At 62.6% G+C, this 24,714-nt stretch carries 30 protein-coding genes, 1 tRNA gene and 1 pseudogene; 17 read left to right on the top strand and 15 right to left on the bottom strand.

Annotated features, from left to right (window positions below):
* On the top strand, positions 1 to 614 hold a 614-nt coding region (locus JWQ24_RS26870; RefSeq protein WP_299815119.1), incomplete at its 5' end, for an ABC transporter permease.
* Between the two features lie 228 nt (positions 615 to 842).
* On the opposite strand, the gene JWQ24_RS26865 is transcribed toward JWQ24_RS26870, so the two are convergent.
* Positions 843 to 1,292, bottom strand: coding sequence for a cupin domain-containing protein (locus JWQ24_RS26865; protein ID WP_299815116.1), 450 nt, complete (start codon positions 1,290 to 1,292; stop codon positions 843 to 845).
* Between the two features lie 159 nt (positions 1,293 to 1,451).
* Here JWQ24_RS26865 and JWQ24_RS26860 point away from each other — a divergent pair, with 159 nt between their 5' ends.
* From JWQ24_RS26860 to JWQ24_RS26850, 3 genes are all read left to right on the top strand, one after another.
* A complete protein-coding gene (locus tag JWQ24_RS26860) occupies positions 1,452 to 2,459 on the top strand; it encodes an ABC transporter substrate-binding protein (RefSeq protein ID WP_299815125.1) in 1,008 nt (335 codons plus the stop codon).
* Positions 2,460 to 2,474: 15 nt separating this feature from the next.
* The gene (locus JWQ24_RS26855; RefSeq protein ID WP_299815113.1) at positions 2,475 to 3,182 is read left to right on the top strand and encodes an NUDIX hydrolase; all 708 of its coding nucleotides are present in this window, start codon (positions 2,475 to 2,477) and stop codon (positions 3,180 to 3,182) included.
* Between the two features lie 62 nt (positions 3,183 to 3,244).
* A complete protein-coding gene (locus JWQ24_RS26850) occupies positions 3,245 to 4,231 on the top strand; it encodes a polyphosphate kinase 2 family protein (protein ID WP_299815110.1) in 987 nt (328 codons plus the stop codon).
* Between the two features lie 104 nt (positions 4,232 to 4,335).
* On the opposite strand, the gene JWQ24_RS26845 is transcribed toward JWQ24_RS26850, so the two are convergent.
* Positions 4,336 to 5,232: a dihydrodipicolinate synthase family protein gene (locus JWQ24_RS26845; protein ID WP_299815107.1), complete on the bottom strand. Its 897-nt coding sequence runs from the start codon at positions 5,230 to 5,232 to the stop codon at positions 4,336 to 4,338.
* A 478-nt stretch (positions 5,233 to 5,710) separates the two neighbouring features.
* On the opposite strand from JWQ24_RS26845, the gene JWQ24_RS26840 reads away from it, so the two are divergent.
* The 7 genes from JWQ24_RS26840 (at position 5,711) to JWQ24_RS26810 (ending at position 11,982) form a co-directional block, all read left to right on the top strand.
* A complete protein-coding gene (locus JWQ24_RS26840) occupies positions 5,711 to 7,291 on the top strand; it encodes a 2-isopropylmalate synthase (protein WP_299815104.1) in 1,581 nt (526 codons plus the stop codon).
* Between the two features lie 239 nt (positions 7,292 to 7,530).
* A complete protein-coding gene (locus JWQ24_RS26835) occupies positions 7,531 to 8,532 on the top strand; it encodes a TRAP transporter substrate-binding protein (RefSeq protein ID WP_299815102.1) in 1,002 nt (333 codons plus the stop codon).
* 185 nt (positions 8,533 to 8,717) lie between these two features.
* Positions 8,718 to 9,290: a TRAP transporter small permease gene (locus JWQ24_RS26830; protein WP_299815099.1), complete on the top strand. Its 573-nt coding sequence runs from the start codon at positions 8,718 to 8,720 to the stop codon at positions 9,288 to 9,290.
* Positions 9,287 to 10,612, top strand: a complete 1,326-nt coding sequence (locus tag JWQ24_RS26825) for a TRAP transporter large permease subunit (RefSeq protein WP_299815096.1) — start codon at positions 9,287 to 9,289, stop codon at positions 10,610 to 10,612. The genes JWQ24_RS26830 and JWQ24_RS26825 overlap by 4 nt, the downstream gene beginning before the upstream one ends.
* A gap of 105 nt (positions 10,613 to 10,717) precedes the next feature.
* Positions 10,718 to 11,308 (top strand): Spy/CpxP family protein refolding chaperone, encoded by a 591-nt coding sequence (locus JWQ24_RS26820; protein WP_299815093.1) that lies wholly within the window; start codon positions 10,718 to 10,720, stop codon positions 11,306 to 11,308.
* Between the two features lie 182 nt (positions 11,309 to 11,490).
* Positions 11,491 to 11,566: transfer RNA gene (locus JWQ24_RS26815), tRNA-Lys, on the top strand.
* 140 nt (positions 11,567 to 11,706) lie between these two features.
* Complete coding sequence (locus JWQ24_RS26810; RefSeq protein WP_299815090.1) at positions 11,707 to 11,982, top strand: hypothetical protein; 276 nt, start codon at positions 11,707 to 11,709, stop codon at positions 11,980 to 11,982.
* Positions 11,983 to 12,063: 81 nt separating this feature from the next.
* On the opposite strand, the pseudogene JWQ24_RS26805 reads toward JWQ24_RS26810, so the two are convergent.
* Positions 12,064 to 12,293, bottom strand: a pseudogene (locus tag JWQ24_RS26805) (chromate transporter); the annotation flags it as partial.
* Positions 12,290 to 13,108, bottom strand: coding sequence for a chromate resistance protein ChrB domain-containing protein (locus JWQ24_RS26800; protein ID WP_299815087.1), 819 nt, complete (start codon positions 13,106 to 13,108; stop codon positions 12,290 to 12,292). The pseudogene JWQ24_RS26805 and the gene JWQ24_RS26800, both read right to left, overlap by 4 nt.
* A 235-nt stretch (positions 13,109 to 13,343) precedes the next feature.
* Between JWQ24_RS26800 and JWQ24_RS26795 the strand changes: the two genes are divergently transcribed.
* Both JWQ24_RS26795 and JWQ24_RS26790 read left to right on the top strand, forming a co-directional pair.
* Entirely contained in the window at positions 13,344 to 14,138 is a 795-nt protein-coding gene (locus JWQ24_RS26795) for a sulfurtransferase/chromate resistance protein (protein ID WP_299815084.1), read from the top strand.
* Between the two features lie 53 nt (positions 14,139 to 14,191).
* Positions 14,192 to 14,935, top strand: a complete 744-nt coding sequence (locus JWQ24_RS26790; RefSeq protein ID WP_299815081.1) for a sulfite exporter TauE/SafE family protein — start codon at positions 14,192 to 14,194, stop codon at positions 14,933 to 14,935.
* A gap of 13 nt (positions 14,936 to 14,948) precedes the next feature.
* Here JWQ24_RS26790 and JWQ24_RS26785 read toward each other — a convergent pair whose 3' ends face one another.
* From JWQ24_RS26785 to JWQ24_RS26740, 10 genes are all read right to left on the bottom strand, one after another.
* Positions 14,949 to 15,893, bottom strand: a complete 945-nt coding sequence (locus JWQ24_RS26785; protein WP_299815079.1) for a DUF1259 domain-containing protein — start codon at positions 15,891 to 15,893, stop codon at positions 14,949 to 14,951.
* A 38-nt stretch (positions 15,894 to 15,931) separates the two neighbouring features.
* Positions 15,932 to 17,008, bottom strand: a complete 1,077-nt coding sequence (locus JWQ24_RS26780) for a Cj0069 family protein (protein WP_366521469.1) — start codon at positions 17,006 to 17,008, stop codon at positions 15,932 to 15,934.
* Positions 17,001 to 17,267, bottom strand: coding sequence for a hypothetical protein (locus JWQ24_RS26775; protein ID WP_299815077.1), 267 nt, complete (start codon positions 17,265 to 17,267; stop codon positions 17,001 to 17,003). Before JWQ24_RS26775 ends, JWQ24_RS26780 begins: the two co-directional genes overlap by 8 nt.
* A 438-nt stretch (positions 17,268 to 17,705) precedes the next feature.
* Complete coding sequence (locus tag JWQ24_RS26770) at positions 17,706 to 19,007, bottom strand: hypothetical protein (RefSeq protein WP_299815074.1); 1,302 nt, start codon at positions 19,005 to 19,007, stop codon at positions 17,706 to 17,708.
* 34 nt (positions 19,008 to 19,041) lie between these two features.
* Entirely contained in the window at positions 19,042 to 19,365 is a 324-nt protein-coding gene (locus JWQ24_RS26765) for a hypothetical protein (protein ID WP_299815071.1), read from the bottom strand.
* A gap of 33 nt (positions 19,366 to 19,398) precedes the next feature.
* On the bottom strand, positions 19,399 to 19,671 hold the full coding sequence (locus JWQ24_RS26760) for a hypothetical protein (RefSeq protein ID WP_299815068.1): 273 nt from the start codon (positions 19,669 to 19,671) through the stop codon (positions 19,399 to 19,401).
* Positions 19,671 to 20,159, bottom strand: a complete 489-nt coding sequence (locus tag JWQ24_RS26755; RefSeq protein ID WP_299815065.1) for a hypothetical protein — start codon at positions 20,157 to 20,159, stop codon at positions 19,671 to 19,673. Before JWQ24_RS26755 ends, JWQ24_RS26760 begins: the two co-directional genes overlap by 1 nt.
* Positions 20,159 to 20,641, bottom strand: a complete 483-nt coding sequence (locus JWQ24_RS26750) for a hypothetical protein (RefSeq protein ID WP_299815062.1) — start codon at positions 20,639 to 20,641, stop codon at positions 20,159 to 20,161. Before JWQ24_RS26750 ends, JWQ24_RS26755 begins: the two co-directional genes overlap by 1 nt.
* A gap of 54 nt (positions 20,642 to 20,695) precedes the next feature.
* A complete protein-coding gene (locus JWQ24_RS26745; protein WP_299815059.1) occupies positions 20,696 to 20,887 on the bottom strand; it encodes a hypothetical protein in 192 nt (63 codons plus the stop codon).
* Between the two features lie 117 nt (positions 20,888 to 21,004).
* On the bottom strand, positions 21,005 to 21,148 hold the full coding sequence (locus JWQ24_RS26740; RefSeq protein ID WP_299815056.1) for a hypothetical protein: 144 nt from the start codon (positions 21,146 to 21,148) through the stop codon (positions 21,005 to 21,007).
* 113 nt (positions 21,149 to 21,261) lie between these two features.
* Between JWQ24_RS26740 and JWQ24_RS26735 the strand changes: the two genes are divergently transcribed.
* The 4 genes from JWQ24_RS26735 (at position 21,262) to JWQ24_RS26720 (ending at position 24,167) form a co-directional block, all read left to right on the top strand.
* Positions 21,262 to 21,516: a hypothetical protein gene (locus JWQ24_RS26735; RefSeq protein ID WP_299815053.1), complete on the top strand. Its 255-nt coding sequence runs from the start codon at positions 21,262 to 21,264 to the stop codon at positions 21,514 to 21,516.
* Positions 21,513 to 21,770 (top strand): CHAP domain-containing protein, encoded by a 258-nt coding sequence (locus tag JWQ24_RS26730; protein WP_299815050.1) that lies wholly within the window; start codon positions 21,513 to 21,515, stop codon positions 21,768 to 21,770. The genes JWQ24_RS26735 and JWQ24_RS26730 overlap by 4 nt, the downstream gene beginning before the upstream one ends.
* Positions 21,771 to 21,775: 5 nt before the next feature.
* Positions 21,776 to 22,120 (top strand): DUF6527 family protein, encoded by a 345-nt coding sequence (locus tag JWQ24_RS26725; protein WP_299815045.1) that lies wholly within the window; start codon positions 21,776 to 21,778, stop codon positions 22,118 to 22,120.
* A 508-nt stretch (positions 22,121 to 22,628) separates the two neighbouring features.
* Positions 22,629 to 24,167: an FAD-dependent monooxygenase gene (locus JWQ24_RS26720; RefSeq protein ID WP_299815042.1), complete on the top strand. Its 1,539-nt coding sequence runs from the start codon at positions 22,629 to 22,631 to the stop codon at positions 24,165 to 24,167.
* A 198-nt stretch (positions 24,168 to 24,365) separates the two neighbouring features.
* On the opposite strand, the gene JWQ24_RS26715 is transcribed toward JWQ24_RS26720, so the two are convergent.
* Positions 24,366 to 24,557 carry a hypothetical protein gene (locus tag JWQ24_RS26715; RefSeq protein ID WP_299815039.1) on the bottom strand — a complete coding sequence of 64 codons (192 nt, stop codon included), beginning with the start codon at positions 24,555 to 24,557 and terminating at the stop codon, positions 24,366 to 24,368.
* Between the last annotated feature and the right edge of the window lie 157 nt (positions 24,558 to 24,714).

The raw sequence follows: 24,714 nt of genomic DNA, 5'->3' as shown, positions 1-24,714 counted from the left end.
TGATCTGGAAACATCTGGCGATCACGCTGTGGGAATCGGTGCTGGCCTTTGCGATCGGATCGCTGGCCGGCGTCGCGGTCGGGTTCTGGTTCGCGCGGCAGCCGCGCGTTGCCGCGGTGTTCGATCCCTATGTGAAGATGATCAACGCGCTGCCCCGCGTGGTGCTGGCGCCGATCTTCACGCTGTGGCTCGGGCTAGGCATCTGGTCGAAAGTGGCGCTCGGCGTCACGCTGGTGTTCTTCATCGTGTTCTTCAACGTCTACCAGGGCGTCAAGGAGACCAGCCGGGCGCTGGTCGACAATGCGCGGATGCTGGGCATGGACGAACGCCAGCAGTTGCGTCACGTCTACTGGCCATCGGCGCTGTCATGGATGTTCTCGTCGTTGCACACCGCGGTGGGTTTTGCCGTGGTCGGCGCGGTGGTCGGCGAATATCTCGGCTCGGCGGCCGGGCTCGGCTATCTGATCCAGCAGGCGGAGGGCACGTTCGATGTCGCCGGCGTATTCGCCGGAATGATCGTGCTGTCGGCCTTCGTGATCCTGATCGATCTGGCGGTGACGCTGGTGGAGCGCCGGCTGCTCGGATGGAAGCCGGATGCGGTGGGGCGGAGCTAATAAAGCGCTGTCGTTCCGGGTTCGCGCGCAGCTGGCGCTGCGCACGCCCCGGAATGACAACTGAGCCTCGAGCTTTTTTTGTTTGAGACGAAGCGCATCATTCGCATCCGTCATTGCGAGGACCCTTGCGACGAAGCAATCCAGTTCTTACGGCGCTTGCAGCCTGCTGGATTGCTTCGCGGCGCTCGCAATGACGGAGCCTGCGGATTGGCTCAACCTGAAACAGCGCTAGTTCAGCACCTTGGTGTCATCCGCGGCCTGCGGCGGGGTCTTGATGGCGATCGCCTTGAACGGGCGTCCGTCCGGCTTGCTGCCGCCATGCGGCGTGCCCTTGGGGATGATGATCAGGTCGCCGGCCTTGACCGGGACTTCCTTGTCGCCGAGCCAGATCGTGCCGGTGCCTTCGAGGATGTACTGGATCTCGTTGGTGTTGGGATGCATGTGCTTCACGACATTGCCGTCCTGCACCGAGATGGTCGATCCGTCGGCGGACATGAAGGTCTTGGAGCGGAAGCCGGCCGGCGAGGCCGGGCCGAGCGCGTCGCCGACGAGTTCGGGGACGTGGATGACCTGCGCGACGATGTTCTCGGCGGCCATCGCGGGCAGTACCACATGGGTGAGGGTGCCGCCGGCGACAAAGGCGGCGGCGATCGAAAGCAAGGCGACGGTGCGGTTCATGGACGTTTCTTCCCCCTGTTGATTTGCGAAGTGCTGCGAATGCTACGTCGGCCAACGGCCATTGACCAGCGGGGAGGCGGCTTCTCAAGGCCGGCGCGCTGCTCTATCCTGCGGCAAAGCGCCATCAGGGAGATGATCATGACAACTTTGCTCGGCCGGATGCTGGCGCCGCTGTTCGCCGTTTTGCTGCTATGCGATAGCGCGGCAGCGCAGGGCAAGGTGACGATCGCCGTCGGCGGCGGGGCCTGCCTGTGCTATCTGCCGACCGTGCTGGCCAAGCAACTCGGCGAGTTCGACAAAGCGGGCGTCAGCGTCGATCTGGTCGATCTCAAGGGCGGATCGGACGCGCTGAAGGCCGTGCTCGGTGGCAGCGCCGATGTCGTGTCCGGCTATTTCGATCACTGCGTCAACCTAGCCGCCAAGAAACAGGATCTGCAATCCTTCGTGGTGTATGACCGCTATCCCGGGCTGGTGCTGGTGGTGTCGCCGAAGCACACCGATGAGATCAAGTCGGTCAAGGACCTTGCCGGCAAGAAGGTCGGCGTCAGCGCGCCGGGCTCCTCGACCGATTTCTTCCTGAAATTCATGCTGAAGAAAGCCGGCCTCGATCCGGCCGGCACTTCGGTGATCGGCGTCGGCCTCGGCGCCACCGCGGTGGCGGCGATGGAGCAGGGCCAGATCGACGCCGCCGTGATGCTCGACCCCGCGGTCACCGTGCTGCAGGGCAATTACAAGGATCTGCGCATTCTGAGCGACACCCGCACGCAGCACGACACCCAGGCGGTGTTCAACGGCGACTATCCCGGCGGCGCGCTGTACAGCACCACGGCGTGGATCGCTTCGCACGAGAAGGAAGTGCAGGCGCTGACGGTGGCGATCCTCAATACGCTGAACTGGATCCACAGCCACACGCCGGAAGAGATCATGGCGAAGATGCCGGTCGAGGCGGTAGGCAAGAACAAGGAGCAGTATCTGGCGGCGCTGAAGAACACGATCCCGATGTATTCGCTCGACGGCCGGATGGACCCGAAGGGCGCGGACGCGGTGCTGGCGGTGTTCAGCGAGAGTTCGCCGGAAATCGCAAAGGCCAACATCGACGTGACGAAGACCTGGACCAACAAATATGTCGAGCAGGCCGGCAAGACGATGGGGACGAATGCGAAATAACCTTTCGGCGACGATATGACGTCGCCTGTCATCCATCGCGTCACCACGCTCGACCTCTCCTTCCGGCCACAGCCGTGGGCGTTTGCCGATCAGCGCCGCGCCGAGATCGATGCGCATTTCGCGCAGAAGAAAGCCGAGAAGCCGGACCTGTTTAATGGCCGCGTGCTGCTCGGCCGCAAGCCGGTGTTTGCCGGCACGCATTTCAGCGCGGAGTATTTCGAGACCGATTTCGCCAGCTTTCTCGCGTGGCGCGATTTCGGCGACGCCGACAGCGAGGTGTTCAACGGCTTCGGCATGGGCGCGCTGCGAGGCTGTGACGGCGCTTATGTGCTGGGCGAGATGAGCGCGGGCACTGCCAATGGCGGGCGGATCTATTTCCCGGCCGGCACGCCGGATCCCGGCGATTTGCGCGGGGAGATCGTCGATATCGCCGGCAGCGTGGCGCGCGAGGTCGAGGAAGAGACCGGCCTGAAGCCCGCGGATTATCACGCGGCGGATGACTGGCAGTGCGTGGTGACGCCGCGCTCGATCGCCTTGATGCGGATTCTCGACGTCAAAATGCCGGGCGAAGTCCTGCGCCAGACAATCGAGGCCAATCTGGCGCGGCAGCAGGACCCCGAGCTCAGCGCGATGCATCTGGTGCGCAGCGTCGATGATTTCACGCCGATGATGCCGCTGTTTGTGACCGCGTTTATCGCGGCGCAGCTGAAGATGGCGGCCTGAGCGGCTGGCGTGCGCCGGCCGGGCAGGGTAGCCTCGCGGCTCATTCTGCGGAGTTTAGATCCATGACGGCCAAGTCCACGGTGTCGGCGCTGAAATCCTACTTCGAGCCCTTTCGCGTCGATGGCGGCAAGGAGTTTCACCTCAGGGCGCACATCACCGATGAAAAAGGCGGGCTGCACAAGGAGACCGGCAAGAAGATCATCGAGGCCAACCGCCGCCGGCTCTCGGAGTTGCAGGAGAAACTTTACGCGCAGGATCGCTGGTCGCTGCTGCTGATCTTCCAGGGCATGGACGCCGCCGGCAAGGACAGCGCCATCAAAAGCATATTCGACGGCATCAATCCGCAGGGCTGCGAGGTCACCTCGTTCAAGACGCCGTCGTCGAACGAACTCGACCACGATTTCATGTGGCGCCATACCCTGCATCTGCCGCAGCGCGGCCGGATCGGCATCTTCAATCGCTCATATTACGAAGAATGCCTCGTGGTGCGCGTGCATCCGGAAATCCTTGCCAAGCAGAAGATTCCGCCGGAGCTGGTGGGCAAGGATATCTGGAACGACCGCTTCGAGGATATCTCGGCATTCGAGAAGTATCTCGCGCGCAACGGCACCTTGGTGCTGAAGTTCTTTCTCAACGTCTCGAAGGAGGAACAGCGCCAGCGCTTCCTCGACCGGCTCGACGAGCCCGCCAAGAACTGGAAGTTCTCGTCTGCCGATATCACCGAGCGGGCGCTGTGGGACAAGTACCAGGACGCCTATCAGGACATGATCGACGGCACCGCGAGCAAGGACGCGCCGTGGCATGTGGTGCCGGCGGACCGCAAATGGTTCGCCCGCGTGGTGATCGGCTCGACCATCGTCAGCGCGCTGGAAAAGCTCGACCTGAAATTCCCGGTGGTGGATGGCGAGGCGATGAAGAAACTCGCGCCGATCCGCGAGGCGCTGGAGAAAGAAGCCCCTGCCGGGCAAAAGGTGGAAGTGAAGCAGGCGGCGGCCGTGAAGAAGGTGGCGACGAAGCAGGGCTTGGCGAAGACGACCCCCGCGAAGTAATCAGCAGGGGGGCAAAAGCGCGCTTGCGCCTGCCCGCCCTTTCGCGGTGCGCCGTCATGGTGGCGACGCCGCCGCGCGTCGCGCGCACGTCGGCTTTGACCGCCCTACGAGATGGACATCTCCTTCACCACCTGCGCGACCCGGTCTGTCGCGGCATCGGACAACGGCAGGACCGGCCGCGGCGGTGCGGCGTCGCTGATGCCTGTGATCGCGGCTGCGGCATACATCACCCGCAGGCTGGAAAATTCCTTGAACAGCGACCACAGCGGCTGCATGGCGGCATCAAGGCGGCGGGCTTCCGCCGCATCGCCGGCCTGGGCGGCGCGCACGATGGCCAGGCACGCCTTGGGAAACAGCCCGGCTGCGACGCTGTACCAGGCGTCGCCGCCCGCCACCAAAGCTTCCGTGACGTTCCAGTCGCCGGCGTAACCCACGGAAAAGCCGGGCGGCACGCGCTCACGCAATTGCCTGAGGTGATCGGCGACGAGATCCGGTTGCGGCGCCGTGCTCTTCACCGCCACGACACCGGGAATATGCGCGATGCGGCCGACCAGTTCGGCGGAGAACCTGAAATGCGTCGTGGCGAAATTATCGTAGATTACGATCGGCAGGTCGCTTGCGGCTGCGACGGCAGAGAAATGCTCGAACACTTCCGTATCGGTGAGCGGCGTGTAGGACACCGGCGCCAGCAGTCCCGCGGAGGCGCCGGCGGCACGGGCGTCCTGCGCCAGCGCAATGGTCTCGTCGGTGCGCAGCGCGCCGATCCCGACCAGCACGGGGACCTTGCCGTTGGTCTCTTCCAGCGCGGCGTCCGTCGCGCGGCGCCGCTCGCCGCGGGTGAGGAACGGATAGGTGCCGGTCGAGCCGAGCAGCCCGATGGAATCGACTTTTGCTGCAACCAGCGGCGCCAGCAACCGCTTCAGCGCCATCGTATCGACCTTGCCATTGGCATCGGCGGGGGTGATCGGGAAGGCCGAGAGGCCCGTCAGGAAGGTGGTCATGAATGTCCTCGTGATGCGTGTAGGGGCTTGTAAGTGGAGTTGGGGGCAGGGGGAACTGCTTGGTACGCGTGATCGTGTAAGGCTCAGACTTCTGCAGGGACGGGACAAGCGGTCAATTAGGTCAGCTGCACTGACCCTCTTAGCCGTTGCAGCGCGCTGTAATTTGCGTTTACAAGCAATCCATGTCCGCTGCGGCAACGAACTCTCAAGGGTTCGGGTCGAGGATGCGGGCTTGAAGGTGTGGCAATGCTGATTCGCAGCGAAAATGTTGGAGTTTCCGGGGGAGTGGCTGTTGCCGCTGGTCCCGACGCGATTCCGGCTGCGCTGCTGTCCAACCTCCTTCTCGGCGGGCTGCTTCTGCTTATCTGCCCCTGAGCGCCGTCTGGGCCATTTGGCCTGGGTACTCAGGGGATCATGACCGCAGAATGATCAGCCTCCTCTGGCGCTCACAGCAGCGCTTCGATTTAAGGAATACCCCATGACCACCACCAGCCCGTCCGTTCAGGACAAGTCCGACAAGGACCGCGTCATCATTTTCGACACCACCTTGCGCGACGGCGAGCAGTGCCCCGGCGCCACCATGACGTTCGAGGAAAAGCTCGAGATCGCCGAGATGCTCGACGATATGGGCGTCGATGTCATTGAGGCTGGCTTCCCGATTTCGTCGGAAGGCGATTTCGAAGCGGTCCACGAGATCGCCAAGCGCTCGAAGAATGCCGTGATCGCCGGTCTCGGCCGGGTCAACCCGAAGGACATTGATCGCTGCATCGAGGCGGTGAAGCCAGCCGGCGACCGGGCCCGCGTCCACATGGTGATTGCGACCTCGCCGTTGCATATGCGGGTCAAGCTGAACATGACCCCGGAGCAGGTAATCGATGCGTCCGTGGCCGGCGTCACCCGCGCCCGTAACATGGTCAACAATGTCGAATGGTCGGCCGAAGACGCCACCCGCAGCGACATCGACTTCCTGTGCCGCATTACCGAAGCCGTCATCAAGGCCGGCGCCACCACGGTGAACATTCCCGACACCGTCGGATACACCACGCCGGACGAATACACCCGTATCATCCGCAGCCTGCGCGAGCGCGTGCCGAATTCCGACAAGGCGATCTTCTCCGTGCATTGTCATAACGATCTCGGCATGGCGGTGGCGAATTCGCTGGCGGGTCTCGCGGGCGGCGCGCGGCAGATCGAATGCACAGTCAACGGCATCGGCGAGCGCGCGGGCAACGCCGCGTTGGAAGAAGTCGTGATGGCGATCAATGTGCGCAACGACAAGTTTCCGTACTGGAACAGGATCGACGCCACGATGCTGACGCGCGCGTCCAAAGTCGTCTCGGCGGCAACCTCGTTCCCGGTGCAGTACAACAAGGCAATCGTTGGCCGGAATGCATTCGCGCACGAGAGCGGCATTCATCAGGACGGCGTGTTGAAGGATGCCTCGACCTACGAAATCATGACGCCGGCATCGGTCGGCCTCAAGCAATCGTCGATCGTGCTGGGCAAGCATTCCGGCCGCCATGCGTTTATCCACCGGCTGGAAGAGCTGGGCTACAAGCTGGGCAAGAACCAGCTGGAAGACGCTTTCATTCGCATGAAGGCGCTGGCCGACCGCAAGAAGGATATCTATGACGAGGATATCGAGGCGTTGATCGATCAGGAGATCGCGCAGTCGCACGACCGCATCAAGCTGGCGTCGCTGACGGTGATCGCCGGCACCCACGGCCCGCAGCGCGCCACGATGAAGTTGAACATCGACGGCGTGATCAAGATCGAGGAAGCCGAAGGCAATGGTCCGGTCGATGCGGTGTTCAACTGCATCAAGGCGCTGGTGCCGCACGAGGCCAAGCTGGAACTGTATCAGGTCCATGCCGTCACCGAAGGCACCGACGCGCAGGCCGAAGTGTCTGTACGGCTGGCGCACGAGGGCCGTTCGATGACGTCGCGCGCAGCCGATCCGGATACGCTGGTGGCGTCGGCGAAAGCCTATTTGGGCGCACTCAACAAGATCGTCATGAAGCGCCAGCGCGACATGCCACACGTTACGGCGGCGGAGTAAGGGGCTTTCACCTCTCCCCGCAAGCGGGGCGAGGGAGAGCGTAGCCGGCAGTTCTACTACGTGAATGCATTTCCACGCGGCGCTTCGGCGCCGCGTTTTCGTTTGCATCGCAGCAATGTTTTTTTCCGGACCCTGCGAACTGCCAATGGCGTTTGCGGCGGCATCTCTGTATTGCTCGAAACGACATTCAAACCGGGGCCGCTGCAATGAGCTCCGAACCGTCGTTCAGGGAGAATACCATGCGCAGATTGTTGATGGCCGCGGCATCGCTGGGTGTGTTCGCATTGATCGGACCAGCGGCGGCGCAGTCGCCCATCGTTATCAAATTCAGCCATGTGGTGGCGCCGAACACCCCCAAGGGACTGGCCGCCGAAAAATTCAAGGAGCTGGCCGAGAAGTATACCGACGGCAAGGTCAAGGTCGAGGTCTACCCGAACTCGCAGCTCTACAAGGACAAGGAAGAACTCGAAGCGTTGCAGCTCGGTGCCGTGCAGATGCTGGCGCCGTCGAACTCCAAGTTCGGCCCGATCGGCATCCGCGAATTCGAGGTGTTCGATCTGCCCTATATCCTCCCCGACCTGGCGACGCTGCGGAAGGTCACCGACGGGCCGCTTGGTGCGCGGCTGCTGAAGCTGCTCGACGGCAAGGGCATGACGGGCCTGGCCTATTGGGACAACGGCTTCAAGGAAATGAGCGCCAACAAGAAGCTGCTCGCACCGGCCGACTATCGCGGCCTCAAATTCCGCATTCAGTCGTCGAAGGTGCTGGAAGCCCAGTTCCGTGCGCTCGGCGCGATCCCGCAGGTGATGGCGTTCTCGGAAGTGTACCAGGCGCTGCAGACCGGGGTGGTCGACGGCCAAGAGAACACCGCGTCGAACATGTATACCCAGAAGATGCACGAAGTGCAGAAGTACACCATGATGACCCACCACGGTTACATCGGTTACGTCGTGGTCGTGAACAAGAAGTTCTGGGATGGCATTCCGGCCGATACGCGGACCCTGCTCGAGAAAGCGATGAAGGAAGCCACCGCCTATGGCAACGGCCAGTCGGCGAAGGAAAACGACGACGCGCTGGCCGAGATGGTGAAGGGCGGCAAGACCGAGCTGGTCAAGCTGACGCCGGAGCAGGATGCCGCGATGCGCAAGGCGATGGAGCCGGTCTACAACGACGTCGCCGGCCGCGTCGGCAAGCCGTTGATCGAGGAATTCATCAAGGAAACCAAGGCGGCAACGAACTGACGAAGAGGACTCGCTCCCCGGATGCTGCGCAATGCGCCGCGAAGCGGCGTGGTGCGCTGCTGATCCGGGGTCCCGGTGTTTCGGGGAAACCGGGATCCCGGATCTGCGAAGCAGCGTGCACGCTGCATCGCGTCCGGGACACCCTTCATGTTTTTGGTTATGTGCGGTGCCTACTGGGGGACTGAATGTTTCTACGCATCCTCGACCGTCTTGAGGAAACGCTGATCACGTTTCTGATCGGCGCCGCCACCTTCATTATCTTCATCGCGGTGTTGCATCGCTACCTGGTCGGGATTCCGTTCTTCTATCCCTTCCTGTTTCCCATCAATCTGTCTTGGGCGCAGGAGCTGTGCATCTACATGTTCGTGTGGATGGCGAAGTTCGGCGCCGCCTACGGCGTGCGCACGGGCATTCACGTCGGCGTCGATGTGGTGGTCAACCAGCTCAATCCGCGATGGCGCAAGGGCACGGTGCTGTTCGGCCTGCTGTGCGGCGCGTTCTTCACCGCCGTCATCGGCACGATGGGCGCGAAGTTCGTATTCGGCCTCATGCATACCGACCAGGTGACGCCGGACATGGAGCTGCCGAGCTGGCTGGTGTATCTTTGCATTCCGCTTGGCTCCTACCTGATGTGTTTCCGCTTCCTGCAGGTGGCGTGGAATTTCTGGGCCGGCAACGGACTGCCCCATCACGATCACGCCTATGTCGAGGGGATCGAGGTCGATCCTCCGGCCAACGGCGCGGGGGCTGTGCGATGAGCAACGCATTGATCTTCCTGCTGCTGGTCTTCCTGATGTTGACGGGCATGCCGATATCGATTGCGCTCGGCCTCACGGTGCTGTCGTTCATCTTCCTGATGACCTCGGTGCCGATCGAGTCGGTCGCGCTGAAGCTTTTCACCGGCATCGAGAACTTCGAGATCATGGCGATCCCGTTTTTTATTCTCGCCGGAAATTTCCTGACCCACGGCGGCGTCGCGCGCCGCATGATCAATTTTGCCACCTCGATGGTCGGCCATTGGCATGGCGGCCTTGGCCTCGCCGCGGTGATGGCCTGCGCGCTGTTCGCCGCCGTCTCCGGCTCGTCGCCCGCCACCGTCATTGCGATCGGTTCGATCATGATGCCGGCAATGGTGCGGCAGGGCTTTCCAAAGCAGTTCGGCGCCGGTGTCATCACTACCTCCGGCGCGCTCGGTATTTTGATCCCGCCATCGATCGTCATGGTGGTGTATTCGGTGGCGACCGGCGGCAGCGTGGCGCTCGATCCGTCGGGGGCGCGGATCTCCTCCGCCTCGGTCGGGCAATTGTTCATGGCGGGCGTGATCCCCGGCATCATGCTGGCGACGCTGCTCGGCGTCACCACTTTCTACCGCGCGTGGAAGAACGACTATCCGCGGCTGCCGCGCGCCGACTGGGCACAGCGCTGGGTCGCGTTCCGGCGCTGCATCTGGGGCCTTCTGCTGATCGCCGTGGTGCTCGGCGGCATCTATGCCGGCTGGTTCACGCCGACCGAAGCCGCCGCCGTCAGTGCGGTCTATGCCTTTTTCATCGCGGTGTTCGTTTACAAGGACATGTCGCTGAAGGACGTGCCGAAGGTGCTGCTCTCCTCGGCCAATATGAGCGCGATGATCCTCTACATCATCACCAATGCGGTGCTGTTCTCGTTCCTGATGGCCAACGAAAACATCCCGCAGCAGATCGCCAACTGGATCACCGGCATCGGCGTCAACTGGGTGATCTTCCTCTTGATCGTCAACCTGCTGCTGCTGATGGCCGGCAATGTGATGGAGGCGACCTCGATCGTGCTGATCATGGCGCCGATCCTGTTTCCCGTGGCGGTCAAGCTCGGTATCCATCCGGTGCATCTGGGCATCCTGATGGTGGTCAACATGGAGGTCGGCATGTGCCATCCGCCGGTGGGGCTCAATCTCTATGTCGCCTCCGGTATCGCCAAGATGGGTATCAGTGAATTGACCATCGCGGTGCTGCCGTGGCTGCTGACGATGATTGCGTTCCTCGGCCTCGTGACCTACGTGCCGGAACTGTCGTTGTGGCTGCCGCGGACGCTCGGCATGCTGTGACCAAATCATGGCATGCCCAACATTCGGCAACACCATGTCCAAAGCTTAAGTTGAAAGGGCAGGGCGGCGCGCTCATCTTCAGGCAATGATCCAACGGAGGTTGCCATGAAGAAGATCCTGCTTGCCGGCGTTGCGGTGCTCGCTCTGGCCGGGACGACGGCGGTCTATGCCCGCCACGACGGACATGATCACCACCACCACGCCCGGATGAACCCCGAGGACCGCGCCGCCTTTGCCGATGCGAAGATCGCCGCGGTGAAGGCCGGGCTGAAGCTGACGCCGGATCAGGAAAAATTGTGGCCGCCGGTGGAAGCCGCCGTGCGCGACTTCGCCAAGCTGCGGATCGACCGCGCCAATGCGCGGATGGCCGAGCGCAAGGACGCGCGTAACGATGATGCGAAGAAAGCCGAGACGCCGGACAATCCGGTCGCACGCCTGCAGAAGCGCGCCGACGACATGGCCGCCACGGCCGCCGCGATGAAGAAAATCGCCGAGACCGCCGACCCGCTCTACAAGACGCTCGACGACGGCCAGAAGCGCCGGCTCGCGATTCTCACCCACATGGACGGCGGCCCGCGCGGCGAAGGTTGGCGCCACCGTGACCGCGGCTTCGATCGCGATGACGATGCCGGCCGCGACCGCGATGGTCCGCGCCGATTCGACCGGGATCGCGGTCCCGGCCCCGAGCGGCTGTAACCGCCGGCACGCCCGCAACACCGGCCAAAGTTCTCACGACTGCAAAAAGCCGCTGATTTTCAGCGGCTTTTTCGTGTTTGAAAAAATCCGTCGCGATGTTGGATATTCTTTCGTCATACGCTGGACATCCCCAAATCGCTTTGCTAAACGACGCCATCCCGCGAGGGTATCCGGTTGGATCCGGGCGCATAGCTCAGTTGGTAGAGCAGATGACTCTTAATCATCGGGTCCCAGGTTCGAGCCCTGGTGCGCCCACCACCCCTAAAGTGCTTCTGCACAAGGGGTTTTAAGAAAACCTCCCAAAGACGTATCGAGAACAAACGCTCTTATGCGACACCGTGCGACAAAATCTGTCGCACGCCGTGCGACATTTGACATGCGTTCTTCGATTGTTCTTCATGTCCGCAACGATGGAGCGGCGCGTGGTTTCGAAGTGGTCCCAGGAAGAGCGGCGACGCCGCAAGGCTGAGCTGGCGGCGCAGCCGAGTGCAGCGGACGTCGAGATGTTGGAGCTGATGCGACGGCTGCGGCCCTATGTGTCCGGCTGCGAGCTGCTCGACAATCCGCGTGCTGTTGCCTGCCATGCGCTGTGGCGCGAGATCGAGATCATGGCCGAAGTGATCACCGGCAACCCGCAGTATTTCTGGGATCTACGGAACAGTCACGGCGACTAGTTGCGTGGGCGGGACTCGACCTAGTTGCCCAAGAGCGCTGACCTTCCGGATCGGACCCTACACCGGATCAAGTGTGCTTTAAGCCTCCGGCCCCGGCAGCAGCATGCAGTAATTGAGCGCATGCAGGAACCGGCTCTCGGAAATCCAGTTTTTCTCCTCGACCAGAATACGATGCATCACCGCGATCTGTCCTGCCGGGCCGCCGAAGCTCAGCAGCGCAATTCGCAACCAGACCCAAAGGCCTCACCGAAACTGATGCCGTGACCGGCATCCGTTCCGGTAGCCTTTGCATTTGCCGCGATATCGCTCATGGCTTTGCCTTGTTGGTCGGCCAGTTATGGGTTTCGCCCGTCGCGTCGCGGCACCAGCGGTAGAACGCGTCGTAGAGTGTGATACCCGCCTCAAGCTGTTCGAGATCGTCGTCATACATCCGCGACAGGCCGAGTGACGCCGCGAGCAAGCCCGGTGCTTCCGGCGACAGATCGAGCCGACCTGTATCTGCGGCGCGCACCATGGTTGCGAGCCGCAGCAGCGGCGGGGTTGCGAGGCCGAACTCCTCGATCATCACGTCGAAGGTACAGAGTTCGCCGCGATGGCTCCAGAACACGTTCTCGATGTCGAAGGGAACGGCATTGAAGCGTTCGCCGACCGCGACCACCTCGGATGGCGCCACGAACAGAAACACCGCATTCGGGTCAACGAACCTTCGGATCAGCCAGGGACAGGCGATGCGGTCGATCTTTGGCCGCGCGCGGGTCACCCATACTGTGCGTCCCTGCGCGTCGCGCGTCGGTAGCTTCGACGCGGGTACCAGCGGCAGCTTGGTGGTTTTCCAGCCTTCAAAGCCGCCCTCCAACGCTTCAGCCGAGACATTGACGTGCCGTAGCCAGGCCGCAGTACCCTCGGAGAATTTCTGGCCGCGCTGGCAGATAACGATGGCTGACCGCCCCGCGAACTGATTGCCCCAACCGGCGGCGTTTTCGTGGCTGCGCCTGACCGCGCCGGGAATCAGCCGCGGGTCGGCGGCGAAGTCCTCGTCGGTGCGCACGTCGATCAGAGCTGGCGTCTTTGCCGTGCCGATCAGGCGTACAAGCTTATCTGGAGATATCGATGTAAATGATGACATGGAAGCGCCCTCGTAAAACACGGGACGCGATACTTGGGCATGTCGCCTCGTGGGGAGATCGCAGAACCCCCATGTCCCAAATACAGCGGACCGTGCGGCTTCTGTCAATCTCATTTCGGCCTGGTTGACATCTGCGCTGTTTCGGTACGTCATATGTTTCTGGGGATTCCCGCGATGACCCCGTGAGGCGGCAGCCGAATATCGCGTCCACACCCTCTACGACGAGGTGGACGCCATGCCGTCACCAACCGAGATTTCAGTAGCGCAGCTGTCCCGTATCATTGGCCTACCCGGCGCACCGATGCTTATCGATGTTCGTGTCTGCGATGACGGCGGGGCGGGCTGGGGTTTGCTGCCAACAGCCCGGCAAATGAATTCCGAAGCCGTTGCGGTCTGGGCGCACAACTTTTCCGGCCAACGTGTCGTCGTCTATTGCCAGGACGGCGGCGATGTCAGCCAGGGGACCGCCGCATGGCTTCGGCAGGCGGGTATCGACGCCCAGACTCTTGAAGGCGGGTTTTATGCATGGCGCGAAGCCGGCTCGTACCTCTTGTACGCCGATCGCCTCCCGAAACGCGATGAAGCCGGCCGGACCACTTGGGTGACACGAGCGCGACCAAAGATCATTCGCATCGCTTGCCCATGGCTGATCCGCCGTTTCATCGATCCCACAGCCGTATTCCTTTACGTTGCACCATCGGAGGTAACCGCCGTCGCCGAGCGGTTCAAGGCAACTCCCTTCGACAGCGGCGACGGCAACTGGAACGATCGAGGCGACGCCTGCACGTTCGACGTGATGCTTGAGGCGTTTAATCTCAAGACCAAGTCCTTGTCGCGTCTCGCTGCGATTGTTCGTGGCGCCGATACCGGGTTGCCCGATCTGACGCCGCAGTCAGGAGGATTGCTGGCGATCTCGCTTGGCTATTCCCGGATGTTCAGAGACGACGTGGCCCAACTGAACGCCACGATGCCGGTATACGACGCGCTCTATCGCTGGTGCCGCGACGGGACCGAAGAGACGCATGGCTGACCGCCTGCGGTGACACTCATCCAAAATCAATTCACGGCAGCACGGGGACCCTCATGAGTTTTCCAGTTCCGTTCGATCTCGCCATCTTCCTGCTGGGCACGTTCGCCGCCGCCTTCGTGACCGGGCTCGCTGGCTTCGCTTTCGGCATGGTCGCCGCCAGCATCTGGCTTTTCGCCCTGACGCCGGTGCAGACAACGACATTGATTGTCGCCTACGCGCTCTTGGTGCAGGGCTACTCTACCTGGCGGCTGCGGCGCACAATCATCCCCTCACGGCTATTACCTTTCGTCTTGGGAAGTGCCATCGGAATTCCCGCAGGCATCGCCATCCTCGAATTGGCATCGTCCGTCCATTTGAGAATGGCGGTAGGCCTGCTGTTGATCGCGTTCGGCCTTTACAATCTGCTGCGACCGAAAATGCCGAACCTGAAAGACGTTGGCCAAGCCGGCGATGCCGGCATTGGCTTCCTCAATGGCGTGCTCGGCGGCTCAACCGGGCTCGGAGGCATTCTTCCAACCTTGTGGTGCGTGTTGCGCGGCTGGCCCCGCGACGAACATCGCTCGGTATCGCAGCCGACCGCAGTCGCCACCTTCGCCCTGTCGTTACTGGGCTTGGGCGGGATGGGGCTGATTACGCCGGAGACGACAAGCCTGTTTCTAATCGGCTTGCCGGCGCTGGTTGCCGGAACGCTGCTTGGCTGGTCGCTCTACGGCAAACTGAACGAGGCCGCATTCCGCAAGGTCGTCCTCGTTCTGCTTTTAGTGTCCGGGCTGGCGATCGTCGTCACGGGCCGATGATCTAGAAATGGCTCTAGCCTTTTGTAATCGCCGTCTTGTCGAGCGCGGCGCGAAGGCCCTTGGCAAGCCTCATCGCATCGTCGACAGCCCAGAAATGCAGGAAGAACAGCCGCGGCTGCTCGTCCAGCATATGGCTATGTACCGCGGTCACGTCGATGCCGTTCGACCGCAACGCCCTGATCACGGGATTCACTTCGTCGTTCGTGAGAACGAAATCACCCGTAATCGCCGCCTTGCCGCCGCCAGTCGGTTGAAAATTGATTCCGATGGCGGCCCCCAACGGCGCGGGAGGTGTCATGGCCATGCCGTCCATGGTCACGGCGTCGCGTCGCGGCACATTGAACTGATAGACGCCGCCGTTGGCTTGTCCCCTAGCGCCCATGATCTGGTCGAGTTGCGCGGTGTCGAGATCGACCGCGGGAGGTGGCGCAGCGGCGGCGGGCATAGAAAGCGGCGTTTTGCTCACCGCCAGCGCATCATGGATCACCGCAGCCATCTTGGCCGGATCACCGTGGCCGCCGACATGCATGTAAAAGGTGGCGGGGCTGGCGCGCAGCAGATGATTGTGTACGGCCGTGATGTCGAGCCCACCCTCGATCATCTTGAGCATGACGGGGTTTATTTCGCTCTCGATCAGCACGAGGTCGCCCATCACCATGGCTTCGCCATGCATTGGCTTGAACGCAACCCAGCCGCCAAGCGCCAGGGCCGGTTTGATTGTCACGCCGTCAAGCGTCACGGAAAGGTCGCTGCGCGGAAAGCCGTAACGGCGCACGTCACCAGAGACAGCTGGCTTCCTGCCGAGCACGTCGTCAACTTTCTGCCAGCCGAGTTCCTGCGCGTGGGCTGAGGTCACAAACGGTTCTGTGAAAATATGCCAGTGGGCGCTTTGCGCGCTTGCCTCCGCAACGAGGGGAACCGCGAGAATCGAAATCGTAGTCCAAAGCAACTTACGCATGGTTTGTGTCCTTCTTGGCTGGGTGGTTTGGTTAGTCGCTACTGCTGCATCGGCGGCGAGCGTGGTGTGCCGGATCTTGCCTTCGCAAGGCGTGCAATCTCCGACGCCGCCTGTTCGGGAAAGGGAAACACCGAACTGACGTTGATTTCGCAAAGCACGTAGGTGTCCTGGCCCTTCGCGTCGCGTGGCCCATAGAGAAAGTCGGCATCCCAGACGATCGGCAGCGATCCAGCGTCGATACCCAGTAGTTGCATCATCTGAGGCGTCCACTCGGACTCCATTTTTGTCTTCAGCGCCTGAAACTCTGGCGCTGCAGCCGGATGCATGATGCGCGGGCCCGGCTGTGCCGCGTCCGAGTCCGGACATTCAGGTGGCGGCGGGATCAACGCCTTGATGAGTTGGTGCCCGAAGCCGACGACCTTGTCCGCGCCCATGTAGCAGCGGATCATGCCGTCCGGCAGCCGGGCCTGGAACGGTTGATCGATGACGCAACCATTGTTCGCGAAATACGGTTCGCACCGGTTCATGAAATCGCCGAGCGGCATCTCCTGAGGGACGCTGCCTCGAGGCGCGTGCAGCACTCGAACGATCGCGTCGTCCTGCCCGGATTCGGATGCGAACTCGACTTTCCACACGCCCTCGCCACCGTTGCCACGGTTCTGCTTGAGGACCCGCGGCCCCGCCGCTCGCAGGCGCTGCGGAAAATCTTCGCGGAACGCTCCGGCCTCACGATACAGATGGGTGTCCGTGCCCCAGCCCAGATGCTTGGTGCGATGGAGCACTTCCTTCACGCCCATCGCGAGGATGACGTCGGGCTGGGCACTGACCCACACGCCGTTCGACGCCACGTCCCGTAGCATTGCGTCGAGCACGATTCGGCCGCGCCCCTGGGAGAGGGGATCGACCCAAACCAGCACGCCATCGCAGCCGAGAAGCTGCTCGCGCACCTGACCCGCTATGTCGTCGACATAGAGCGCGGGCTCCGCTTCGATCCCGAGCGCGGCCACCGCGTCGAAAACACGATGAAGCCTATATTCCCGCGGTGTTGCCGCGTGCCACTTCGGGGCGTCCCCGGGCCACAGCAGTGCCAGCTTGCCGGATCGATCCCTAATCATGCGCGACCCTTTTTACTCCCATTGCTCGCAACGCAATGGCGAAGCCTTCGCTGACCTTTTGCGCGTCGCCGCAATAAACGACGACTGAGCTTTCGCGTTGAGAGTTGATTGGCGATCGTTCGACTTGATCCAGGATGGCGCCAACGAGCTTGTGTTCCACGTCGGTGCGACGTCGAACACCCGGGGCTATCGCCGCTGCGTCAGCGCCGATCCGTCCGAAAAGGTCATTTAAGGATATCGAGGTCTTTCGGTCGTCCACGCGCAAATCTCCTCGACAAGTCGAGTGCTGCGCAGTCGTTGGACCGAAGTCTCAAGGGGAGACTGCTTTTTCCCCTTTGGGTTTGATAATTTGGCCTGAGCGCAAAAGCAATAGGAACCACCGGAGCCGAGCCCCCCCAAAAAAACATCACGAAGCTGCATGCGCTTAGTCAAGGCACCTTCAGTTGGCGCCTTCTTCCATTCCACGCCGCCTTCAACGTTGCCTATTGGCACATCGCGTCGTTTCGCTGTTATATAACAATACGTCGGCTATCGGGGCGAGCGGACTCTGGCAAGGCGTCTGCAGATTTATGGGGTCACGGCCTAGAGAGCATGATATCACTGCCGCTATGCCGATTTTGTTCATCTCTGTCGATCTATGCTGAACCTGGACTTACCTAGCCCCGAAGGGCGCTTTCACTGCTTAGATGCGCGGGCGTTAACCCGTCATCCCTTCCTTCGTCATGAATGCCACCAGACGGTCAATGGCGGCGTCGGCGCGGGCGGCGTTGCGGGCGCGGTAGTGCTTCATGATGGTCTGCGCCGACTGGTAGCTGTGGCCGGTGACGTCGCAGATCGACAGCAGGTCTGAGCCGGAGCGATCGAGCAGCATGACGCAGGTGTCTCGCAGATCCTGGTCGTGCTTGAAGTCCGGGGCCTTGGTGCGCTCGTTGATGAAGCCCAGCGTCGGGCAGGGCTCCAGTCCGCGGGCGGCGTCGCCGGCGATCGCCAGCGTGCGGATCTCGGCGAACAGGTGCCGGTAGGTGTGCTCGTTGTAAGGCCGGCCTGTGTTCTCGTCGACCACGATGGTCTCCGGCATGTCGCGCAGGCCGAGATTGAGCTTTACCTGGGCGACGCGCGCCTTGGCCGCGGCCAGGCGCACCGCGAGCTGCGGCGTTTCCTTGATCGCCACCTTCATGCCGGTCTTACTCTGCTTAAAATGCCGGCGGCCGTTCTCCAGGCCTTCGTCCTTCAGCGCCAGGCGATCGGTCTGGCGCTGGCCGGTGAACAGGCCGAGATAGATCGCGTCGCCGATCGAGGCGCGGCCGCTGGCGTCGGCGGCGGCGACCAGCGCGGTGAACTCCTCAAGCGAGATCAGCACCACGCGCCCCTCCGGGCGGTCGAACTCCATGTCGAGCCGGGGATTGCGGGCAAGCCGCCACTTCGTGCTTTCGCGGCCCCACGTCATCGCGGCCGACAAAGCGGCGATCGCCGCCAGCGCCATGTGATGGCCGCGCGCGCCTTTCAGGTAGTTGAAGAAGTCGCGCAGCTCCGGCGCGCCGATCGAGGACGGCGGCGCGGACGCGATCGGCTCGCGGGGTCGCTGCGGAATGGTGATGCCGAGCACGGCGGCGGCGCGCTCGCGCTCGCGTCGCTCCTTGGCTTCGGTTCGACTCTCCGGCCGGAAGATCACCGCGCGCTTGGCCTTTCCGTAGGAGCTGATCGACGTCGGCTTGAGGCCCTGTACCTCGCCAGAGGCGAACCAGTCGTCGATCAGGTCCTCGATCGTGCCGTCGCGGCGCGGCCGTGTGTCTTTGACGGGCTTGCCGGCGGTGCGGGCGGCGATGATCTTCGCGTGCTGCTCGCGGCTGACTTCGGCGGCCTGTTCGTAGGTGAACCACGGCCCGTTTTGCCCGAGCCGCAGGTCGCGATCGGCGAAACCGAGCGCCCGCTCGCGGGCACCGTGTGTGAGGCGCGGGCGGCCATCGCGCCATTTGATCCAGGGCAGCTTAACGGTCATGGGTCGCTCCGGTGCGGACGGAGGGTAGAGATGGTCAGCCTCCGGCCTGTCGGCGGCGGCTGTCAAGGGCGGGAGGGGGCTTTACCGGGGCATAGGCGCGCGCCAGGCGTCGCCGATGTTCGTCGTCGGAGGCTGCGTCCGGTGCCGGCAGCGGGTCGTTGGCGGGCGCCGGAGGGCGCATAGGGTGGTGGCGCGTCAGCCAGGCGTCGAAGCCGGTGCGCTCGAAGCGCAGCGGGCCGCGCTCACTGATCGGCCGCGGCAGGCCGTCGAGGGCATGGCGAGCCTCGCGGGTGCGGTAGAACGTGTCCGTGCTGATTCCGAGCGCTTCAGCGACGTAAGTGGCGTTGTACGGTTTCATTTGGACACCGGCCGCAGCGATTTCAGTTCAGCTTCAAGTTCTAGCGCCAAGCGGCGCCAGCGGTCCCGGTCGCCCGTAACCTGCCGCTCGGCGTGTTCGGCGTTCGGCGCGGTCGGCACGCACCACGGCTGCTCGGTGAGCATGCTCGGCGGCTTCCCGCGCCCGCGTCTCGCCGGCGACCTGCGCCGTGAGCGTGGCGGCTCCAGCGCGCACCCGGTGCAGGTCGGCCAGCACGTCGCGCGGCGGCGCTAGGCCGGCTTCAGCGCCGGTCGATCCCGGCAGGGGCAGGCGAGTGCGGTCCAGCATCAGGAGTCCACTCCTGGCTGCTTTAGATCCCAAGTGGCGATCTCATTGACGACGGCGACGGCGTCTTCAAAATTATGTCCCATCTGCAACGTGACGCTGAACAAAATCTCGGAGTAGCGTTCGACGTCAAAACGATTGGGCCTTATTTCCTTCAGGAAATCAGCGACCAGGTATGCTTTTGCCCACGCCTGCTCGTTCTCGAATCTGATTTGGTCGGCCGCTCGACCCGTGATGCGCGGCGACATTTCTGCGGCCAAAGAAAAACCAGCGCTGCCAGCGAAGAACTCGTACAGACCCATCATGCCGTGGACGTCGTTTTCGTCCTTCATGTAGCAGAGCGTGTCGAGCAGATCGTTTTCAGTACCCGTCTCAATCGGTTGGATACTGGCCGAGATGACGGAGAGCGCCGATTCCCGGGACTTGATGCGAGAGCGGCTGCGCTTTGTCTGCGCCACGATCTGCGGTGGGTTTGTCGATGACTGCAGCATCACAGCGCTCCCTGTTGCGACTTAATGCGCTGGTCGCAGCGCTCCGGCACGTGGCATGCCCGCGTTAACGGGAACGTATCGGCGGCGGCGCCAACGTCGAGGCGCTCCAGCGCGCGGTAGAGCAGGCGCTGGATCCGCTTCGTGGCCTCCCGCTTGATATCTTCGGTGGTCCCGTGTGCGATCAATCCAGGCTGGGCAGACGCCAGCATGATCTGGAACGCCGCACCTTCGAACGATTTTGGTGACAGCCAGCTTGCGCGCTCTGCGATGCGGTCCATTTTTCTGCCTAGTCGCCCCAGTGCCGCAAAGTCCGGGTTCCCCGGCACGTCGGCCTTGTCGCATTCGGCAAGAACATCTTCGTATTTCCCGGCGAGGGCGAGCACCGGGCAGTTATACGGTTTCACATTCGGGAGGCCTTTTAATCGGCCGCTCTTGATGACGTCCGTTGCGGACATCTTTTTTGCGTCAGGTAGCTGAAGCATTTCAAACACTCCGATCGAACGCGTCGATCTCGCACCGCATGTTGGCGGTCAGTATCAATGAGCGGAGAACTGCTCCGCCGGCATATCCATTACGAACGCGACGAACTCTTTCAGGCTGAACGGCCGATCACCGACCACTTCCCGGTATCGAACGTTGAGCGGCGCGTCGGACCAGAAAGCCCTACAGGCTGCGGCTTTTCGCGTTTCCGAACATCTCACTCCCCCTTGCTGGATGCTTTCGTTCATGCCGCACCTCCGCGGTCCGCAGCACTCAGCGCCTCGTTGTCGGCCACCATCACGCTCTCCCTCCATGACTATTGGCAGACGCTCCTGCGCCCTCATTGCTGGCGGTGGCGATAAAGGTCATCGGATCACCTTGCAGGGCGTGAAAATCGAGGCGGTGGCGCCGTTGACGCTAGCCGGCCGCGCCTTTGTCGGCATCAGCACGATCAGCGCGACGAGAAACGCAGTGGCGGTGGCGAACATGGCGACATCGATATGTCTCACTGCAGCGTCTCCGCGCTGGTCCTGAGGTCCGCCAACGCGCGGGCCATTGGTCCGGCAAAGTTGATGCGTTCACGCTCGGCGTGCTGGCGATAGACGCTGCCCATATTGAGGCAGTGGCTCAGTCACTATCGACCACGACGATCACGAATTCGCCCCCCGCTGATCCTGAGCTGGGCCGCACGATTGCGGCGCTACGCTCGTCAATCCGCGACGACGCCTGCCTAACCGAGCCGCTGTCGGTGACGACGCGGGGCAGGCTGAGCATGCGGCTGGATCTGCTCCGGAGATGCGCCAAGCAGGCTGGCACCGACGAAATCCAGCACGAGATCACCAAGTTGATGACGGGCTACGGTGCGCTGTCAACGTGAACTACGCGCTAGCAGAGCGCGGTATCCGCGGCACCGGCTCCGCGCTTGCGAAGTCGTTCCTTGGCTGGGGCAGGGCGTCAACGCCGGTGCCGGGCGCCGTTGCGGTTTCGTCGCGCCGCGGCGGCGGTCATGTCGCGATCGTCTCGCGCGTCGAGTCCGGCCAGGTCTACGTCTGGAATCCATCGCCTCGAGGCCGCGGCTGGCAGGAGGTCGCTTATCGGCATCGCGCCATTAGCTATCGCGTGCCGGGATGAGCGCGGTGAGAAAATTTCTCCGGCGCACAGGCACAGTCGAAGGCTACACGGCGGGCGGCTACTCGCACTGGTGCCCGGCCTACGAGGGGATGCACGCTTTCGCCGTTTACGCTCCGCAGCGCAACGGCGCGCAGTGGTTGTTTGACGGCAACGTCGATAGCCCGACGTTTTCGCCGAGCAAGAACATTCGGGTTGGGCCTTATCCGGATGACGACGAAGGAAAGAAAGGGCGGACTGACGTCTGTCACTACTTCCTTCGAGCCGGGCAGATACAATTTCTCGGCGACTGCACTCATGCGATGGCGGGGCAGACGGTACCGCTGCCAGAATTGCCGGCCCGTTATCGGTGAACTGCTGGTGGTGCCTAGCGCTGATCAGATGGGCCGAATGGTTTGATCTACAAAGGCGTGCCATCCTTCGGGGTTGCGCGACTTTTTCATGTTAAGTGCGATTCGCGCTTTGATACGTTCAAGACCTCACTGCACGTTCCCAATCCCAGCGCGCCTTAACCATCGGGTATTTTCGGCGGCTGTGGCGTCTGTTAGGACCGTACCCAGCGGCACCAATATATAGCCAAGCCTTAAGCCTAGAAATAAGGTCGGCTTGAGGCCGGCACTTGCGCGATTCATTTCGCTCACCTACATCGTGAAAGTCGAAAATGGTGGACCGGCGTGGTGAGCCCCGGTCAGCCGGCCTAAAGGCCGGTCATAATCCAGCCCGTAGGGCCGCGGACCACGACGAGAGCGGACGCGTGCCGTTTCTTGTCGGGCTGTGGATGACCACCTCTGACGCCCTTCGAGTGATGTTCACGTGTCCTTCGGCCGCGCTTGCGGCGTCTGCAACGAAGGGCGATCTCCCATGCAACATATCCCAGTTCTCATCGTCGGCGGCAGCCTGGTCGGGCTGTCCGCCTCCCTATTCCTGTCATGGCGCGGTATTTCGAACACCGTCGTCGAGAAACATAGGGGAAGCTCTCCGCATCCGCGCGCGATGGGCTTCACCGAGATGACGCTTGAGCATTATCGAACGGTCGGTATTGCCGACCGCATTCCGCAAACACTGCCAGACACGAGGCTTCGGAGGGTGACGGTTGAGAATCTCGCGTCCGACTGGACGGCCGAGAGCGAGTGGACCCCCGGGGAGGCGGCCGATCGTTCTGAAGCCCTCTCGCCATGCAGCGGCGCGGCGATTGCGCAGGATCGGCTAGAGCCTATCCTGCGTAACGCGTGCGTCGATCTCGGCTCGGACCTCAGGTTGGGCGTCGAGGTTATCGGGTTCGAACAGGAAGAAGATCGCGTGCAGGTGCGTCTTCGCGAGCGCGATGGCGGTCTGGAGTACGAGGTCACCGCGGACTACGTGATAGCCGCCGACGGCGCGACGAGCGCCATTCGCGAGAGCCTGGGCATCGGGCGGAGCGGCGTGGGCCATCTGCGAACTCTGCGCAGCGTTCTCTTCTCGTGCCCCGCTGCCGACGCGTATCTCGACCGCGGGCCGCAGCAGTTTCAGATCGAGCAGGCAGACTTCCATGCCTTCCTAACGACCTATGGCGACTCCAGATGGGTGCTGATGTTCGATGACGACCGGGATCGCTCGGACGTGGAATTGGCAGACGCCGTGAGGCGCGCGCTCGGATCGGAGATGCATTTCGAGATCATCACCACGGGGCGGTGGGAGATGGCGGGACGGATCGCCAACTGCTATTCTGAGGGACGCATCTTTCTCACCGGGGATTCCGCGCACCAGCTCCCGCCCACCCGGGGCGGTTTCGGGGCGAACACCGGCATCGCCGACGCGTGGAACCTGGCATGGAAGCTGGAGCACGTGCTCACCGGACGGGCGTCGCGAGCGCTGCTCGAAACTTATGACGCGGAACGTCGTCCTATCGGCTGGTTGCGCCATCAGCAAACCTTCTCACGCCCCGACTACGCCGCTTGGGTGGGTAAAGGTTTTGATCCCGATCCTCTGTTCGGAAACGATGCGATGGAGTTTGGCCAGCTGGTGCGATCGGCTGCGGTGATTGGTGCTGGGCCCGAGCTACCCATGGCGCGGAGGCCGGACGACTGGGCCGGCCAGCCCGGAACGCGTGCGCCGCACGTGTGGGTGAGCGGTAACGGCGAGACCATTTCGACGCTCGACCTGTTCGGACGGGATTTCGTCCTGCTCACTGCCAGTCCCGAGTGGGCAACAATCGGCGGCCTTGAGGTCGCGTGCGTGATCCGCGTCGGAATCGACGTCCATTTTCCGGATGACATGCGCTTCCAAGACGCCTTCGGCGTTGGTGCGGCGGGTGCATCGCTCGTCAGACCCGATGGCATCGTCGCATGGCGCAGCAGATCGGGCGCCGACGATACAGCCATAGCGTCGATGCGCCGAGTTCTTAAAGGGAGTAGCGACTGAAACGGGCCCTTCGTACGCGGCCGGTGCATCGACCTGTCGCGGGCGGCGGCCAACGCGATCGGGATGGGCGGGCTGGCGCGGGTTAGGCTAGATTGAAACAAAAATCGAAGTTGCGGATTTTCACGACGACGGCCCCGGTCAGGGACGTCTCCCCCAACTGGCCGCGTCATCCTTCGGGGTGGCGCGGCTTTTTTCGCTTCAGCCCACCCTCATGCCGGTGCCGTCCTCGAGCCGATCCACGGCTTCGACCACATCATTGCGGTCGAGCACAGCAAGAAGCTCGTTGATCGTCTTTGCCGGATCGCGCGTCCCTGGCTGTATGTAGTCTGCCAGAATAAGCTGGGCCTCCCGAAGGGCCATCAGCGCCAGTTCCTCGTCAGATAAGGTCATCGATCTCTCGCTAGTGGTTCTTGCTCCACCTCGGGTCTTTATCGACGAAATGATAGACTGGTGTGCCCATTGGGTAGAGCGCCTGCATCATGCCAAGTCGGGCGAATTCCATGGGCCCGGAATGCTCAGCCGCCTGGATCAGGACGTGAATAGCGGA

It is taken from the genome of Tardiphaga sp., from assembly GCF_028290495.1.
GTDB lineage: Bacteria > Pseudomonadota > Alphaproteobacteria > Rhizobiales > Xanthobacteraceae > Tardiphaga.
This window is presented reverse-complemented; position numbering and strand designations above follow the sequence as displayed.